Below are 15,895 nucleotides of genomic sequence, written 5' to 3'. Positions count from 1 at the left end.
AGCTAGTCCGGGAGGTGGTCGGCTACGAGGGAGAGATACGCTTTGACAGCACAAAACCAGATGGCACCCCACGCAAGCTGCTCGATGTGGGCCGCCTGCACTCTCTGGGCTGGCGGGCGAGGATCCCTCTGCGGGAGGGCATCGAGCACACCTACCGGTGGTATCTGGAGCGTGGCGGCATCGGGGAGCGGCCTCGCCGGAGCCGTGCTCTATCCGAGCAGGCTTGAGGTGGGCCGTCTTGAGTGCCGGTTGTCTTCTAGCTCCCCGCCGATCTCTGTTTCCCGCGAGGAACCTCAAGAAAGCCCTGTCGTCGGTGATTTTGCAAACCGGCGGGCGAGGGTCCCGTTGCAGGAAGAGGGAGAGGGCGCCGGGACGGCGTCCGGGCGGGCGGTGGAGCCACCACCCACCGTGATAAAATCCCCGATGAGATGAGGACCCCTCAGATCAGCCCGAGACAGCACGAAATACTTCTGAAGACGCTGGAGATGTACATCTCGACGGGGACGCCGGTGAGCAGCGCGGCCCTGAGTGAGGTGGTGGATGCAAGCAGCTCGACGATCCGGGCGGAGCTCGCCGAGCTCGAGCGGATGGGGCTCCTCACGCACCCGCACACCTCGGCCGGCCGCATCCCGACCGACGCCGGGTACCGCTACTACGTCGACGCGCTGATGCGGGAGCGGCGCGAGGAGCCGAGCAGCCTGGAGATACCCGAGGTCTACGGCAACGTGGACGAGCTGTTGCGCGAGGTCTCCGAGGGGATGAGCGAGGTGACGCGCCTGCTCGCGGTCGTCGCCGGGCCGGCGGCCTTCGGGGACGCCATAGCGCGGGTGGACTACCTGCCGCTCGGCGAGGGCGAGGTTTTGCTCGCGCTCTCGATGGAGAGCGGGGCGGCGGCGAGCGCCCGCGTGCGGCTGCCCGCCTGCGTGGGTGAGGACGAGCTGAGGGAGATGCTGCACTCCTTGAACGCCTGGATCTCGGGGCGGCCGCTCGGGATAGACCTCGAGCTCGCCACTGCCGCCCGCAAGGTCCTCTCCGAGCACAACCCGCAGGTGGTCGACGCCGTGCTCGGGGCCGTCGAGGCCGTCGGGCGTTCGGCGGAGCGCGGGGTCTTCATCCAGGGGATGTCCGCGCTGCTCGCCCGGCTCGACGACCTCGACCCGGAGAGCCTCTCGGCGATCATGGAGATCTTCGAGCGCCGGCGGTGGCTGCTGCGGCTGATGAGCGACGCGCTCGAGCGCTCGGCGGTCTCCAACACGGGCGTGATCGTCTCGATCGGGGCCGAGAACGTCTTCTACCACCTGAGCGGGGCGAGCCTCGTCGCCGCCGCGTACAACCGGCGCGAGCGGCCGCTCGGGGTGGTCGGACTCATAGGCCCCAAGCGGATGGACTACGACGCCGCGATAAGCATCGTGCGCGACGCGGCGGAGACCCTGACCCAGCGGCTCACCAGCGGGTTCTAGGACGTGGCTGGCGCGAAGCGAGACTACTACGAGGTTCTGGGCGTGCCGCGCGGGGCCTCGGAGCAGGAGATAAAGAAGGCCTACCGCAGGCTGGCCCGCAAGTACCACCCCGACGCGAACCCCGGCGACCCGGAGGCCGAGGAGCGCTTCAAGGAGCTCTCGGAGGCCTACGAGGTGCTCTCCAACCCGGAGGCCCGCCGGGCGTACGACACCTACGGCCATCGGGTGCCGCGCGGCTCCGGGGCCGGCGGCGGGTACGCCGGGGAGGACCCCTTCGGCGGCTTCCAGGACATCTTCGAGGCGTTCTTCGGGGACCGCTTCGGCTCCGACCCGTTCTTCGGCGGGCGGCGCCGGGAGCCGGGCCGCGGCGGGGACATCGAGACCGAGGTCACGGTCTCGCTGCGGGAGGCGGCCTTCGGTACCAGGCGCGAGGTCCGGGTGCAGACGATCAAGAACTGCCCGGTCTGCGGCGGCGCCGGGGGCACGAAGATGCGCACCTGCCCGACCTGCGGCGGGGCCGGGGCGGTGAAGATGGTGCGCGAGAGCCTCCTCGGCCAGATGGTCAGCACCCAGACCTGCTCCACCTGCGGCGGGCGGGGTCAGGTCGTGGAGGAAGAGTGCGGGCGGTGCCGCGGCAGCGGCCGCGTCTCGGAGGTGGTGCGGCGCGAGATCCGGATCCCGCCCGGCATAGACGACGGGATGCGGCTGCGGGTCTCGGGCGGCGGGCACGCCGGGGAGCCCGGCGGGGCCCCCGGCGACCTCTACGTCACCGTCCGGGTGGAGCAGGACCCCGAGCTGATGCGCGACGGGGACGATCTCATCCACCGCCTGCGGATAAACTTCGTCGAGGCCGCGCTCGGCACCGAGGCCGAGGTCCCCACGCTCGACGGGGAGCGTACGGTGCGCATCGAGCCCGGCACCCAGCCGGGCACCGCGATCCGGCTGCGCGGCGAGGGGATGCCGAGGCTGCACGGGAGGGGGCGGGGCGACCTGAAGATCGTCGTCGACGTCATGGTGCCGACGAACCTCACCGACGAGCAGCGCCGTCTCCTGGAGAGGTTCGAGGAGGCGAGCGGGGAGAAGACCTACGACGGCACCGACGGCCGGGACTCCTTCTTCGAGCGTCTGAGGAGCGTCTTCCGATAGGAGCGAAGATCGAACGCTCCCCGATCACGCGCATCTTCCTCGACTCGGCGGCGGAGGTCGGGACGCACCTGAGGTTGCCGCGGGAGGAGGCGCACCACGTCTTCCGCGTCCTGCGCGCCCGGCGGGGGGACGCGATAGAGGTCGTGGACTCGAGGAGGCGCCTGTTTCTGGCCACGCTGCTCGGGGAGGGCCGGGCCGAGATCTCCGAGCCGTTGCACGCCGGGGAGCCGGCGCGCGGGGTTGTCAGGATCTATCAGGCCGTCCCCAGGGGTGGCCACATGGACCTCCTCGTCGAAAAGGCGACCGAGCTCGGGGCCGACGAGATCGTGCCGGTCTTGAGCGAGCGGGTGCTCGTCGGGGCCGGGGCCGTCCGGCGCAGGCTCGCGCGGTGGCGCAGGATCGCCGTCTCCGCCGCCCGGCAGTCGCTCCAGCTGCGTGTCCCCCGGGTGCGGGAGCCGCTCCGGTTCCCGGAAGCGGTCCGGGAGGTGCAGGACGGCGTCCTCCTGCACAACGTCGGGAGGCACGCCCCCATCGAGTGGCCGGTCGCGAAGGGCGGCGAGGCGAACCTGTTCGTCGGCCCGGAGGGGGGATGGAGCGAGGAGGAGGTCGCGGCGGCGCGCCGGGGCGGGCTCACGCTCGCGAGCCTCGGGCCCTACCGGCTCAGGAGCGAGACCGCGGGCGTGGTCGCGGTGGCCCGGGCGCGGGCGGCGATGGACCTCGCTCACCCTGCCGATGACGAAAACGGAAGCTGCGAGGTGTGATATATGAGCCTTATGGAGCAAATACAGCAGGACGTGAAGCAGGCCATGAAGGCCCGGGAGATGCAGAAGGTACGGGCGCTCAGGATGCTGAGCGCCGCGCTGAAGAACGCGCAGGTCGACTCCGGCGGGACGCTCTCCGAAGAGGAGGAGCTCGCGGTGCTCCGCCGGCAGCTCAAGCAGCGCGAGGAGGCGGCCGAGGCGTACCGGAAGGCCGGGCGCGGGGAGCAGGCCGCGGGTGAGGAGTACGAGGCGGCTCTGGTGCGGGAGTACCTGCCGGCCCCGCTCTCCGAGGAGGAGATGGAGGGCATCGTGGAGCGGGCGATCGAGGAGACCGGCGCCTCCGGCATGAAGGACATGGGCCGGGTGATGGGCCGGGCCACGGCGCTCGCCGGGGGAAGGGCCGAGGGGCGGCGCCTCGCCGAGCTGGTAAGGAGCCGCCTGCAGTAGTAATGTTCCTTTTATGGGAGGTGGCACGGACATCGCAACGGAAAGCCGGATAGAGTCGAAGGTGATCATCCCGCCCCAGAGCCTCCCCGAGGTGCTGGGGCAGCGCGACTCGGTCCTGCGCAGGGTCGAGGAGCTCGTCGGCTGCGAGGTAATAGTCATGGGCAACGAGATCCTGCTGCGCGGCGCCGAGGCGGAGGTGGAGGAGGCGGCCTCGCTCTTCGAGGGGCTCGTCGGGCTCGCCGAGGACGGACACCAGCCCACCCCGGAGACCGCGGAGCGCCTCTACAGCATGGGCGCCGCAGACGCCGGGAGGAGGGTGCTCGGCGACGTCCTGCTCACCAACCGGGGCCGCCGGGTGGTTCCCAAGACCCGCAACCAGAAGGCCTACACCGACGCGATAAGGCAGGGTACGATCACCTTCGGTATAGGACCCGCCGGGACGGGGAAGACCTACCTGGCGGTGGCGCTCGCCGTCGACGCTCTCAACAGGGGTGAGGTCTCGCGGATCATCCTGACCCGACCGGCCGTGGAGGCCGGCGAATCGCTCGGCTTCCTGCCCGGGGACATGATGGCCAAGGTCGACCCGTACTTCAGGCCCCTCTACGACGCGCTCTACGAGATGATGGACCCGGCGAAGTTCCGCTCGCACATGGAGCGCGGCGTGATCGAGATCGCCCCGCTCGCCTTCATGCGCGGGCGCACCCTCAACGACGCCTTCGTGATCCTCGACGAGGCGCAGAACACCACCCCGCAGCAGATGAAGATGTTCCTGACGCGCCTGGGGTTCGGCTCGAAGATGGTCATCACGGGGGACGTCACGCAGGTGGACCTGCCCAAGGGCCGCAGGAGCGGGCTCGAGGACGCCCGCAGGATCCTGGAGGGCGTGGAGGGGGTTTCGTTCGTCTCTCTCGAAAGGAGCGATATCGTGCGCAGCGACCTGGTGATGCGTATCGTCAACGCCTACGAGCGGGCTCAGGGGAAGGACGAGGGCTAGGGAGACGTACTCCTACCCGCCCTTCACGGGATACGAGCTGCGATGAGGCTCTTCAGGCCCAGGGCGCACGACCGGCCGCCGTCGGGCACCAGACCTCCCGACCCGCTCCACCGCCCGCCGGGCGTGGTCGAGCGCATGATCGCCCGGGTGGAGGCCGTACCGAGGAGGCGGCTCTACGTCATCCTGGCCGTCGTGACCTGGTTTTGTCTCACCTTCCTGGTCGGGATGGATACCAGACCGATAGCCTCGCTCGGCCTGGGGACCTCCGTGCAGGACTACCACCTGGGGAGCGTTGCGAGGAGCGACGTCTACGCGCAGCGCAGCGTGACCTACGAAGACCCCGTGCGCACCGAGGCGGCCCGCCAGCAGGCCGCCTCCAGCGTGCAGCCGGTCTACCGGCTGGACCGCAGGGTTCCGAGCGAGGTGGAGGCGAAGGTCAGAGGGTTCTTCGACCGGGTCGGGCAGATACGCTCCTCGCACCGACCGACGGAGAGCAGGGTCTCGGAGGTGGTGGGTGCGGCACCGTTCCACCTGCCGCGTGACGTGGCCGCCTCACTCCTCTCCATGAGCGGTGACGACTTCCGTAGCGTGGAGGAGGGCACCCTCCGCAACCTCTCGGCCCTCTACCGCTCGACGGCGGTCGCGGGGGGCAGCCTGCAGCAGGGGCATCCCTCGGTCATAACGCTCTCCGAAGCCCGCCTGAGGCTAGCGCAAGCATCGGGCGGCTCCGGCGAGGTTGGCCGGATCACCGGCATCCTGAGCCGGGATTTCCTGCAGCCGAACTATGTCGTGGACCGCGCCGCAACCGAGAAGGCGCGCCGGGAGGCGGCCTCCCGGGTCAGGCCCGTCATGGGCAGCGTGCAGCAGGGGGAGCGGGTGCTCTCGCGCGGGGAGGTCGTGGACCGTGAGAAGCTCGCCCAGCTGAAGGCGCTGGGCAAGGCGGACAGCACCAAGCCCTGGACCGCACTGCTCGGGGTGGCGCTCGTGGTCTCCGCCGAGATGGGTGTTGCCTGGTACTTCCTGGAGCGCTTCAGGCGCCGCATCCTTAAGACCAAGGTGGCGACCCGGCTGGTTCTGGCCTCTGCGCTCACGATACTCTTCACCGCCGTCGCCCGGGCTTTCGTCTACTTCTCGCTCAACCCGTACCTGATCCCGCTCGCCGGCTTCTCGATCCTGGGGACCATCCTGCTCGGGCCGAGGATGATGTTCCTCCTCGTCGTCATCTGCAGCGTGAACTTCGGGATCATCGGTCAGAACGACGACCTGCTGACGGCCACCCTCATGCTCTCCTCGGGGTTCGCCGTCTACACCGTGGTGCGGGCGGATTCGCGGATGGATCTGCTGCGGGCCGGGCTGTTCGTGGCGGTGGTGATGGCCGTGGTAACCTTCGCGGTCTCCCTCATCGGCGGGACGGGACTGCACGTGGCGCTGCGCCAGGGGGGGTACGGGCTGATAAACGGCTTCCTTTCGCTGATGATCGCGATGGTCATGCTGCCGCTTCTGGAGAGCACCTTCAACTTTCTGACCCCGATGCGCCTCCTCGAGCTCTCGGACCCGGGACACCCACTCCTGCAGCAGCTCTTGCGCCGGGCCCCGGGGACGTTCAGCCACTCCATGCAGGTGGGGAACCTGGCCGAGAACGCGGCCGAACGGATAGAGGCCAACGCTCTCCTGGCCCGCGTGGGCTCCTACTACCACGATATCGGTAAGATCGAACACCCCCTCTACTTCATAGAGAACCAGATCGGACGCTCCAATCCCCACGAGAATCTCTCCCCGATGCTCTCGGCCAAGATCCTGCGCCGCCACGTGAAAGACGGCGTGGAACTGGCCCGGAGCTGGGGCCTGCCCGAGGAGATCGTCGAGATAATAGCCCAGCACCACGGCAACACCCGCATAGAGTACTTCTATCGTAAGGCACTCAAAGAGAGCCAGAAGGGCGGCGAGGCGGTGACAGAGTCGGACTTCCGCTACCACGGCGGGCTGCCCCGCAGCAAAGAGGCCGGGATAGTGATGCTCGCCGACTCCGTGGAGGCGACCGTCCGTTCTCTCGAGAAACCTACCCCGAAGCGGATAGAGGATATCGTCTCCTACCACATAAACTCCAAACTCAACGATGGCCAGTTCGACCGCTGCGACCTGACCGTCCACGAGATCCAACAGGTCGGGGATGCAATCCGGGAAGCCATGATCGGCTTCCTCGGCCCCCGTATCGAGTACCCCGAGGCCCTGCCACCGGGTAAACCTAAACCTGAACCTACGAAACATACTGGCTGAATATGAATCGCAGGTTCACAGTAGAGGTGCTGGATGAGGTAGGCTGCGGGCTCCTCTCGGAGGAGCGGGCGACGGAGCTGTGCGTGGCGGCGTTCCGGCGGTGCGGCTTCGATCCGGAGCGTATGGGCGAGGTCTCGGTGGTCCTGGTCGACGCCGCGACCATCCACGATCTAAACCTGAAGTTTAGAAGAAAGGATGCTCCGACGGACGTCCTCAGCTTCGAGCTGGACGGGCCGTACGGGGAGATGGTGGGGGAGGTCGTGATCTGTCCGGAGTGTGCGAGCCCGGAGATGGGGGTGGAGGAGCTGGTGGTGCACGGGGCGCTGCATCTGGCCGGAATGGACCACGGGGAGGATTTCGAGGGGAGCGAGATGGCCCGGGTGCAGGCGGAGGTGATCGAGGATGCCGGCGGGGCGCGAGGCTGAGCGCGGAAAGAGGCGGCAGCAGAAGATGAGCCGCAGCTTTGAGCACGCCTATCAGGGGCTGGTTTACGCGGTGCGCACGCAGCGCAACATGCGCATCCACGTCACCGCGGCGGTGGTGGTGCTCGTGGTGGGGCTGCTGGTGGGGGTGAGCGCGCTAGAGCTGGTGGCTCTGATCCTGGCGATAATGTTCGTCCTGGTGACGGAGCTGCTGAACACGGCGATGGAGTTCGCCGTGGACCTGGTGACCGAGGAGTATCATCCGCTGGCCAAGCTGGCCAAGGACGTCGCGGCCGGGGCGGTGCTGGTCTCCAGCATCGGCGCGGTGCTGGTCGGGTACCTGGTGCTCGCGAGCAGGCTCGGGCCGCCGACGCTGCACGTCATAGAGACCGTGCGCCGCTCGCCGGCGAGCCTGACGCTCATCGCACTCGGCCTGGTGGTACTGTTGGTGCTGCTGGTGAAGGCGATCACCCACGCGCCCAGCGCGTTCGCCGGGGGGATGCCCTCGGGGCACGCGGCGGTGGCCTTCGGGGGCTGGGTCGCGGTGAGCTTCACGGCGGCCCGCGGGCCGCACGGCGGCATCGTTTCCCTCATCGCGCTCGTCATGGCGCTCCTGGTGTGCCAGAGCCGGGTGGAGGGTGGGATCCACAGCGTCTATCAGGTGGTGGCGGGAGCGGTTCTGGGTGGGCTGGTGAGCGTGGCGGTGTTCCAGCTGTTGTGAGCGCACAGAGGAGAGAGGAGCTCCTTCGGGCGGCGCGTGAGGCGTCGGAGCGGGCCTACGCCCCCTACAGCGGCTTCCGGGTGGGGGCGGCGGTGCTCTCGGGGTCGGGGCGCGTGTACACGGGCTGCAACGTCGAGAACGCCTCCTACGGGCTCGCCATCTGCGCCGAGCGGGGGGCGGTCTGCGCGATGGTGGCGTCGGGGGAGCGTGAGATCTCCGCCGTCGCGGTCGCGGGGTCCGGTGCGGCGCCGTGCTTCCCGTGCGGGGCCTGCCGGCAGGTGCTCCTGGAGTTCGGCTGCCGGGAGGTGGTGGTGGAGGAGGACGGGCGGGCGGTGGCGTATCCTTTCGGGGAGATACTGCCGCACGCGTTCGGGCCGGAGGATCTGTAGTGCAGGGTGGAGAGGGTTTCAGGAGCGGGTTCGTCGCGGTCGTCGGGCGGCCCAACGTGGGGAAGTCCACGCTCGTCAACCGGCTGGTGGGGGCGAAGGTTTCGATCACCTCGCCGCGTCCCCAGACCACCCGCAGCTCGATACGCGGCGTGAAGAACGGTCCCGGGTACCAGATCGTCTTCGTCGACACCCCGGGCTCGCAGAAGCCGCGCGATGCGCTGCGCGCCCGGATGCAGGAGCGGGTCGTCGCGAGCCTCTCGGAGTCCGATGCGATCCTGTTCCTCGTCGACGCGACCCAGGAGATAGGGCGCGGGGACCGCTACGTGGCGGACCTCATCGCGCACTCCGGCACCCCGGCGATCGCCTGCGTCAACAAGGTCGACCTCCTCAGGCGCCGGGACGACGCCCTGCCCGTCGTCGAGGAGGTCGAAGGTTTGGGCGGGTGGCGCGACGTCTTCATGACCAGCGCCGTGAGCGGGCTGAACCTGGGGCCGCTCGAGAGCGCGATAGTCGAGCTTCTGCCCGAGGGGCCGCTCTACTTCCCGGAGGGGCAGGTCACCGACTACCCGGAGTCCATGATCATCGCCGAGTACATCCGCGAGAAGGCCCTCAACGTCCTGCGCGAGGAGGTCCCGCACGCCGTCGCGGTCGAGATAGAGGAGGTCGAGCGCAAGGAGAACGTGACCGTCATCTACGCCATCCTCCACGTCGAGCGTCCCTCCCAGCGCATGATCGTGCTCGGCGAAAAAGGCCGCACCATAAAGCGGATAGGGACCGAGGCGCGTCAGGAGGTCGAACGGCTGCTCGGCACCAGAATATACCTCGACCTCAAGGTCAGGGTGACGCCGGGGTGGCGGCGCGATCCGAAGTTTCTCGAGAGGCTGGGGTTATAATGGCGGTCGTGGAGCGTGTGAGGGAGGTGCGTTCTTGGCGATGAGGGTGCGGGAGTTTGCGAAGACCATAGACCACACCCTCCTCAGGCCGGACGCCACCGAGAAGGAGATCGTGCGGTTGTGTCAGGAGGCGGTCGAGCACCACTTCGCGAGCGTCTGCGTGCCTCCCTGTTACGTCAGGCTGGCCGCGCGGGAGCTGCGCGGGACCGACGTGAAGGTCGGGACGGTGGTCTCGTTCCCGTTCGGGGCGGACGTGACGCGGGTCAAGCAGGCGGCGGTGCGCGACGCGATCTCCGGGGGCGCCTCCGAGGTCGACGTGGTGATGAACATCTCCCGCTTCCTCTCGGGGGATTTCTCCTACGTCGCGGAGGAGCTCTCCAGCCTCACGCAGGAGGTCAGCGTCGTCGCGATGAACAACGGTCTCAACGACGCCGTCCTCAAAGTGATAATAGAGACCGCCTACCTCACGGACGAGATGAAGCGCCTGGCGGTGCAGATGATCGCGGCCAGCGGGGCGGACTTCGTCAAGACCTCGACCGGCTTCGGGCCGGCGGGGGCCAGCGCGAAGGACGTGGCGCTGCTCAGGGAGGAGGCCCCGGAGGGGCTCGCGGTCAAGGCTTCGGGCGGCATCTCGAGCCTGGAGCAGGCGCTCGAGATGCTCAACGCCGGGGCCTCGCGTCTCGGGATGAGCCGCAGCGTGCAGGTCATGAAGGAGGCGGAGGATGGCGGTCTACAGGAGTAGGGGGATCGTCCTCCGCTCCATGCGCTACGGCGAGGCAGACCGCATCCTGGACCTCTACACCGCCGACGGGGGCATGGTCTCGGCGATCGCCAAGGGGGTGCGCCGCCCGCGCTCCCGCTTCGGGGGGCGGCTCGAACCGTTGTGCTGCGTGGAGTTCATGGCCTACCGGGGCCGTACGCTGGATACGATCACCCAGGTCGAGACGCTGCGGAGCTTCCGCGGGGTCAAGGAGGACCTCGCCCGCTTCGAGGCGGCGGGGAGGATGGTGCGCACCGTGCGCGCGCTCGCCGGCGGCGAGGCGGACCGGAGGGTCTTCAACCTGCTCTTCCACGCGCTGGAGGCGCTGGAGGGCAGGGAGGGCGGCTTCGGGGCCGTGGAGGCGGCGTTCGGGCTCAAGCTCGCATCTCTCGCGGGGTATGCTCCCCGGCTCGACGCCTGTGGCGTCTGCGGAGAGGAGGTCGGGGAGGTGGCGCGCTACTCCCCGGAACTCGGCGGGGTGCTCTGCGAGGCGTGCGCGCGGGGGGTCGGGGACGCCTTCGCGCTCGCCCCGGGGGCCGGTCGGGCGCTCGCCTCTCTCCTCGCCGGGCCGATGAGGCTGGCCGCGGTCGAAGGGAGGGTCGAGGAGAGCGTCCTGCGGGCCGTGCGCGCGCACGTGCGCGCGCACGCGCCGGGGGTCTTTTCCATGGAGCGCGCGCTGCGGCGTCCGGCATGAGGGGAGAGAAGGTTCTCAGGGCGTGCCCGGCCAGCTCCGGGCGACTCCGGCCCGAGCCGCCGGACGGCATCCGCAACGAGTTCCAGCGCGACCGCGACAGGATCATCCACGCCAAGGCGTTCCGGCGCCTGATGCACAAGACCCAGGTCTTCATCGCGCCTGACGGGGACCACTTCCGCACCCGGCTCACCCACACGCTGGAGATGATGCAGATCTCACGCACCGTCGCCCGGGCGCTCGGGCTCAACGAGGATCTCACCGAGGCGATCGCGCTCGGCCACGACCTGGGGCACACCCCGTTCGGGCACACCGGCGAGTACGCGCTCGACGGGATACTCGCCTCCTACGGGCGTTCCTTCAGGCACAACGAGCACTCGTTGCGGGTGGTGGACGTGCTCGAGAAGGACGGCCGGGGGCTCAACCTCACCTTCGAGGTGCGCGACGGGATACTCAACCACACCGCGGAGGGGAACCCCGCGACGCTGGAGGGCAGGATCATACACTTCGCCGACAGGATCGCCTACGTCAACCACGACGTGGACGACGCGCTGCGGGCCGGGGTCATCCGCGCCGAGGAGCTGCCGCGCCGGCCGCTCGAGGTTCTCGGGGAGAGGATGAGCGTCCGGATAGACACGCTGGTGCGCGATCTGATCCGGACCTCCGAAGAGCGGGGGGAGATAGCGCTCTCCGAGCGGATATACGAGCCCTTCATGCAGCTTCGGGCGTGGCTGTTCGAGAACGTCTACCGCAACCCGCGCTCGCGGGAGAACGAGAAGGCCGGGGGGGTGGTGCGCGCCCTCTTCGAGTACTACCTGGAGCACCCCGAGGAGCGCGCGAAGAGCGACCCGGACCCGATCACCGAGACGACGGACTTCGTCGCGGGGATGACCGACCGCTACGCCCTCTCGCTCTACGAGCGGATCTTCGTGCCGCGCAGCGACCCGGACTTCGGCTGATCAGCCCCCGACCCTGAGCCCGGTCTGGGAGACCATGTACCACCGGCCGCCGAAGCTGCGCCGGCCAACGCCCCTGACATCTCCCGGAGCCCGGTCGGCAGAGTAGTAGTAAAGTGGGTGCCCCGCGTAGGTGACCTGCAGGCTGCCGTCGTGGCGCCGGATCGTCCCGAGCTTGCTCGCCGGGATGCCCGATCCGGCGGAGGGAGCCCCTCGCGTGATGAGCGGGGGCCAGGCTTTGGCGCAGCTCCCGTAACAGGTGGGTCTGCCACCGCGGTCGGCGCCGAAGACGTAGAGGGTGTGACCGTTCGGGCCGGTCAGGATGTCCCCGAACCGGCTCGTGCTCCGCGCCGAGATCGTGACGGATCTGCCGGTGTTCTCCTTGCCGCCGGACGCCCCTCCGCAGCCGGCCAGCAGCAGGAGCAGGGCCAGGGCCCCGAGCGCGACGAGAGTGGCGTGTTTCATCCGAAGCCTCCCGGATCTCGTACCATGGAAGTTATACGGTTTGCGCGCGTCTGCGTCTCCCGCCGGACTGGCGAGGGGCGCGGATCAGCCGGTGTTCAGCATCCCGGAGGAGATGCCGGAGATCGTGAAGAGCAGAGCCCTGGTCACCGCCTCACGTTCCCCGGAGTCTTCGGGAAGAGAGCGCAGCCGGCGGAGCAGGTTGATCTGCACCCGTGAGATCGGATCGACGTAGGGGTTGCGCAGCCGGATCGAGCGCTGCAGCACCGGGTTGTTGTCCAGGAGGTTCTCGTTTCGGGTTATGGCGAGGACCGACCGCACGCACGCCGCGTGCTCGGCGGCGATGCGATCCCAGAGCCTCCGGCGCAGTTCTTCGTCGGTGAGGAGCGAGGTGTATCCTTCGGCGATGCGCAGGTCGCTCTTCGCGAGCGTCATCTGCATGAAGTCGATGAGGGTCTTGAAGAAGGGCCACCCGTCGTACATCCGGCGCAGCATGCGCAGCCCGCCGTCCCCGCCTGCGTGTTCCGAGAGGGCCGTTCCCGCCCCGTACCAGGAGGGGAGCAGGAGCCGGTTTTGCGTCCAGGCGAACACCCACGGTATGGCGCGCAGGCTCTCGACGTCCGGGCGGGATGCCCTCCGGGCCGGGCGGCTCCCGATGTTGAAGAGCGAGAGCTCGTTTATGGGGGTGGTCGCGGAGAAGAATTCCAAAAACCCCTCGTCGCCGTATACTAGCGCCCGGTAGACTTCCCGCGAGCGGGCCGAGATCTCTTCCATCGCCCGCACCCACTCTTCCTCGGGTCCGGGAGCATCCTGCCCGGCGCCCGCCTCCAGCACGGCGGCTAGGATGGTGTCCAGGTTGCGCCGGGCGAGGCCCTGCATGCTGTATTTGAAGGAGATCACCTCCCCCTGCTCGGTGATCCTGATGTTTCCCCCGATGGTTCCCGGTGGCTGGGCCTTTATGGCCTCGTAGCTCGGACCTCCTCCGCGGCCCACCGAGCCTCCGCGCCCGTGGAAGAGCCGCAGGACGACCCCGTGCTCGCGGGCTACCTCGGCCAGCCGCTGCTGGGCCCGGTAGAGCGCCCAGTTGCTGGTGATGTAGCCAGCGTCCTTGCCCGAGTCGCTGTAACCGAGCATCACCTCCTGCAGGTTGCCGTCCCTCTCCACCGAGGAGCGATAGAAGGGGTCGGAGAGCAGCGCGTCCAGCACCTCCGGGGCACGCTCGAGGTCGTCGATCGTCTCGAAGAGGGGGGAGACCCGGATTCTGCTCCTTGCACACCCGCCGTCTGTGGAGACGTCGATGAGCCCGGCGAGCCGGGCGAGGAACTGGACGGCGAGCACGTCGCTCGTGTGGTGGGCCATGCTCAGGACGAAGTTTTCGACCGGGCGCCCGGAGAACTCTTCCTGCGCCTTTCTGATGCTCGTGAACGTCTCGAAGACCTCCGAAGCCTCCGGGGAGAGCCCCTCCAACCTCCCTGGCAGTTCCCCGCGGCTTATGAGGAAGCGCAGCAGCGAACAGCGCTCTTCCTCCTCGAGCGTGAGGAGATCTCCCGCCCCGAGGCGTTGCGCTATCTCCGAGGCCGCCCGCACGAGCCGCGAGCTCTCCTGCCGGACGTCGAGCTTCGCCAGGTGGAACCCGAAGACCTCCACCTGCCGCATCAGGTCTTTTAGCCTCCCCGAGGCGGCCCTCTCGTCACCGCCGGCGAGCAGGCTGCGCCGGATGACGTCCAGCTCCTCCAGGAGCTCGCTGGCCCCGGCGTAGGCCTCCGGTGAACCGGGTTCTTCCAGCGTCTTCTGCAGTCGGGCCGCCACGTTGAGTAGCTTGCGCCGGTAGATCTCTTCCGGGTCTGCCTCCCGGGAACATCCGGCGAGTCCCGGGAGCCTCTCCTCGTCCCGGCGCAGCGACCGCCGGAGCTCCGGCGAAACCTTGCAGAACCTGGCTGACTGGCTCAGATGGTCGGCGAGCGCCCGGACGTCTTCCAGGTGCCTGTGCAGGACGAGCCTCCGCTGCATCTCGAGTGCCTCGAGCAGGGTCTCCGGACGGACCATCGGGTTGCCGTCCTGGTCCCCGCCGACCCAGGATCCGAACTCCAGCACCCGGCTGATATCGAACTCCTCGCCGGGGTACCGCCGGGCCAGCTCGTCGTCGAGTTCGCGGTAGACGTCGAGCGTGGCGGAGATCAGGGGCTTCTCGAAGAACTGGAGCGTGCGCTCTATCTCCTGGCGTACCTCCGGCCGCCGGGAGCGGAGCTCGTCGGTTTGCCACAGCAGGGAGACCTCCTCGTGCAGTCTCTCCTCCAGGCGCCGTCGCTCCCTCCACGTGAGGTCCCTGACTTCCATCTCCTCCAGCATCTCCGCGATGCGCGAGTGCTTGTTGCGCACCGTCCGGCGCATGGCCTCGGTTGGGTGCGCCGTGAGCACCAGCGTGACGTTCGTCCGGGCGAGCAACCCGCGCAACGGGCCCGCCTCGAGCCCCGATTCCCTGAAGCCGAGCAGGACGCTGCCCAGCGAGGCTCTCTGCGGTGGATTCTCGTCGGACGACTCGTATTGCCTCCGACGTCGGACGCGGTGGTAGCGCTCGGCGATGTTGACGAGCTGGAAGTACACCGAGAAGGCCCGCACCAGCTTCTCGAGCTCCCGCACGCTCATCCCGGCGATCCTGCGCCCCAGCTTCTCCTCAAGGATGGGTTCGTAATCGAAGCGCAGCCGCTTGCACAGCAGCCGCACCTCCTCCTCGGTCTCGAAGAATTCCCTGCCTTCTTGCTCGATCAAAACCCGCCCCAGCACGCGGCCGAGCCGGTTGATGTCACGGCGCAGCGGCTCGTCTTTGGAAGCGAAGCCGACTCCGGGCGGGAGGTCCGCGTACTCCTCTCTCCTGGCGCTGAAGCTCACGGCGTGTAGGGTAACATTACCCCCGGCGAATATCGATGGGAGGAGACGGGCGAGAGACGTTGAGGATCTCAAGACGCACCATAGACGAAGTCCGCCAGGGCGTGGACGTCGTCGAGGTGGCCTCGGAGTTCACGGCGCTGCGCAGACAGGGCACCCGCTTCGTGGGCCTCTGCCCCTACCCGGATCACCAGGAGAAAACCCCCTCCTTCAGCGTCTCGCCGGACTTGGGCCTCTACTACTGCTTCGGATGCCAGCGTGGGGGAGATGCCATAAAACTCGTGCAGGAGCTGCGCTCCGTGACCTTCGCCGAGGCCGTCCAGTACCTGGCCGAGAAGAACGGCCTGCGCATCGAATACGAATCCTCCTCTCCCGAAGAAGCCAGAAAGGCCCGAGAGACCGCCTCCCGGCGGCACAGGATCTACCGCGCCCTCGCCGCAGCCACCGTCTACTACCAGAAGTGCCTGGCCCAGTCCCGCACCGCCCAGACCGCCCGTAGATACCTCGCAGGGCGGAAAATTTCGCAATCTACTATAGAAGAATTCAAGTTGGGGTATGCGCCAGAGGGGAGTGGGGCGGGATTTCTGCGGGCGATGCGTAATGTTGGGGTGGGGGTGAAGGAGCTACGGC

The 15,895-nt window shown here is 68.5% G+C and carries 16 protein-coding genes and 1 pseudogene; 15 read left to right on the top strand and 2 right to left on the bottom strand.

What is annotated here, in order from left to right; translation table 11 throughout:
- The 14 genes and pseudogenes from PJB24_RS15335 to PJB24_RS15270 form a co-directional block, all read left to right on the top strand.
- Positions 1–227 (top strand): annotated as a pseudogene (locus PJB24_RS15335) (hypothetical protein); the annotation flags it as partial.
- Positions 228–428: 201 nt separating this feature from the next.
- A complete protein-coding gene (gene hrcA / locus PJB24_RS15330; protein ID WP_273847427.1) occupies positions 429–1,460 on the top strand; it encodes a heat-inducible transcriptional repressor HrcA in 1,032 nt (343 codons plus the stop codon).
- A gap of 3 nt (positions 1,461–1,463) precedes the next feature.
- Complete coding sequence (dnaJ, locus tag PJB24_RS15325) at positions 1,464–2,606, top strand: molecular chaperone DnaJ (RefSeq protein WP_273847425.1); 1,143 nt, start codon at positions 1,464–1,466, stop codon at positions 2,604–2,606.
- Positions 2,603–3,367, top strand: a complete 765-nt coding sequence (locus PJB24_RS15320; RefSeq protein ID WP_273847432.1) for an RsmE family RNA methyltransferase — start codon at positions 2,603–2,605, stop codon at positions 3,365–3,367. Before dnaJ ends, PJB24_RS15320 begins: the two co-directional genes overlap by 4 nt.
- A 12-nt stretch (positions 3,368–3,379) precedes the next feature.
- Positions 3,380–3,814, top strand: coding sequence for a GatB/YqeY domain-containing protein (locus tag PJB24_RS15315; RefSeq protein ID WP_273847423.1), 435 nt, complete (start codon positions 3,380–3,382; stop codon positions 3,812–3,814).
- A gap of 13 nt (positions 3,815–3,827) precedes the next feature.
- On the top strand, positions 3,828–4,808 hold the full coding sequence (locus tag PJB24_RS15310) for a PhoH family protein (protein ID WP_273847421.1): 981 nt from the start codon (positions 3,828–3,830) through the stop codon (positions 4,806–4,808).
- Positions 4,809–4,850: 42 nt separating this feature from the next.
- The gene (locus PJB24_RS15305; protein ID WP_273847419.1) at positions 4,851–7,085 is read left to right on the top strand and encodes an HD family phosphohydrolase; all 2,235 of its coding nucleotides are present in this window, start codon (positions 4,851–4,853) and stop codon (positions 7,083–7,085) included.
- A gap of 26 nt (positions 7,086–7,111) precedes the next feature.
- The gene (ybeY, locus tag PJB24_RS15300; RefSeq protein ID WP_273847417.1) at positions 7,112–7,510 is read left to right on the top strand and encodes an rRNA maturation RNase YbeY; all 399 of its coding nucleotides are present in this window, start codon (positions 7,112–7,114) and stop codon (positions 7,508–7,510) included.
- A 25-nt stretch (positions 7,511–7,535) separates the two neighbouring features.
- Positions 7,536–8,228, top strand: coding sequence for a diacylglycerol kinase (locus tag PJB24_RS15295; protein ID WP_273847415.1), 693 nt, complete (start codon positions 7,536–7,538; stop codon positions 8,226–8,228).
- On the top strand, positions 8,225–8,617 hold the full coding sequence (locus PJB24_RS15290) for a cytidine deaminase (protein ID WP_273847413.1): 393 nt from the start codon (positions 8,225–8,227) through the stop codon (positions 8,615–8,617). The genes PJB24_RS15295 and PJB24_RS15290 overlap by 4 nt, the downstream gene beginning before the upstream one ends.
- Positions 8,617–9,510: a GTPase Era gene (gene era, locus PJB24_RS15285; protein WP_273847412.1), complete on the top strand. Its 894-nt coding sequence runs from the start codon at positions 8,617–8,619 to the stop codon at positions 9,508–9,510. Before PJB24_RS15290 ends, era begins: the two co-directional genes overlap by 1 nt.
- Positions 9,511–9,550: 40 nt before the next feature.
- Complete coding sequence (deoC, locus tag PJB24_RS15280) at positions 9,551–10,252, top strand: deoxyribose-phosphate aldolase (RefSeq protein ID WP_273847430.1); 702 nt, start codon at positions 9,551–9,553, stop codon at positions 10,250–10,252.
- Positions 10,233–10,964 (top strand): DNA repair protein RecO, encoded by a 732-nt coding sequence (recO, locus tag PJB24_RS15275; protein ID WP_273847410.1) that lies wholly within the window; start codon positions 10,233–10,235, stop codon positions 10,962–10,964. Before deoC ends, recO begins: the two co-directional genes overlap by 20 nt.
- Positions 10,961–11,920, top strand: a complete 960-nt coding sequence (locus tag PJB24_RS15270; RefSeq protein WP_273847408.1) for a deoxyguanosinetriphosphate triphosphohydrolase — start codon at positions 10,961–10,963, stop codon at positions 11,918–11,920. The genes recO and PJB24_RS15270 overlap by 4 nt, the downstream gene beginning before the upstream one ends.
- Here PJB24_RS15270 and PJB24_RS15265 read toward each other — a convergent pair whose 3' ends face one another.
- Complete coding sequence (locus tag PJB24_RS15265; protein ID WP_273847406.1) at positions 11,921–12,382, bottom strand: COG4315 family predicted lipoprotein; 462 nt, start codon at positions 12,380–12,382, stop codon at positions 11,921–11,923. It lies immediately after the preceding gene.
- An 84-nt stretch (positions 12,383–12,466) separates the two neighbouring features.
- Positions 12,467–15,268, bottom strand: coding sequence for a phosphoenolpyruvate carboxylase (ppc, locus tag PJB24_RS15260; RefSeq protein WP_273847404.1), 2,802 nt, complete (start codon positions 15,266–15,268; stop codon positions 12,467–12,469).
- Positions 15,269–15,327: 59 nt separating this feature from the next.
- Here ppc and PJB24_RS15255 point away from each other — a divergent pair.
- Positions 15,328–15,895 (top strand): CHC2 zinc finger domain-containing protein (locus tag PJB24_RS15255; RefSeq protein ID WP_273847402.1); only part of this gene is annotated, 568 nt, incomplete at its 3' end.

The organism is Rubrobacter calidifluminis (assembly GCF_028617075.1).
Taxonomy (GTDB): Bacteria; Actinomycetota; Rubrobacteria; order Rubrobacterales; family Rubrobacteraceae; genus Rubrobacter_E; species Rubrobacter_E calidifluminis.
Note: the sequence above shows the minus strand (reverse complement) of the source record. Positions and strands in the feature narration are given on the sequence as shown.

What these genes read in the sequence shown, in the direction of transcription:
- hrcA (WP_273847427.1), top strand. Translation starts at nt 429, where the DNA reads ATGAGGACCCCTCAGATCAGCCCGAGACAGCACGAAATACTTCTGAAG.
- PJB24_RS15315 (WP_273847423.1), top strand. Translation starts at nt 3,380, where the DNA reads ATGGAGCAAATACAGCAGGACGTGAAGCAGGCCATGAAGGCCCGGGAG.
- PJB24_RS15310 (WP_273847421.1), top strand. Translation starts at nt 3,828, where the DNA reads ATGGGAGGTGGCACGGACATCGCAACGGAAAGCCGGATAGAGTCGAAG.
- PJB24_RS15305 (WP_273847419.1), top strand. Translation starts at nt 4,851, where the DNA reads ATGAGGCTCTTCAGGCCCAGGGCGCACGACCGGCCGCCGTCGGGCACC.
- PJB24_RS15295 (WP_273847415.1), top strand. Translation starts at nt 7,536, where the DNA reads ATGAGCCGCAGCTTTGAGCACGCCTATCAGGGGCTGGTTTACGCGGTG.
- deoC (WP_273847430.1), top strand. Translation starts at nt 9,551, where the DNA reads ATGAGGGTGCGGGAGTTTGCGAAGACCATAGACCACACCCTCCTCAGG.
- recO (WP_273847410.1), top strand. Translation starts at nt 10,233, where the DNA reads ATGGCGGTCTACAGGAGTAGGGGGATCGTCCTCCGCTCCATGCGCTAC.
- PJB24_RS15270 (WP_273847408.1), top strand. Translation starts at nt 10,961, where the DNA reads ATGAGGGGAGAGAAGGTTCTCAGGGCGTGCCCGGCCAGCTCCGGGCGA.
- PJB24_RS15265 (WP_273847406.1), bottom strand. Translation starts at nt 12,382, where the DNA reads ATGAAACACGCCACTCTCGTCGCGCTCGGGGCCCTGGCCCTGCTCCTG.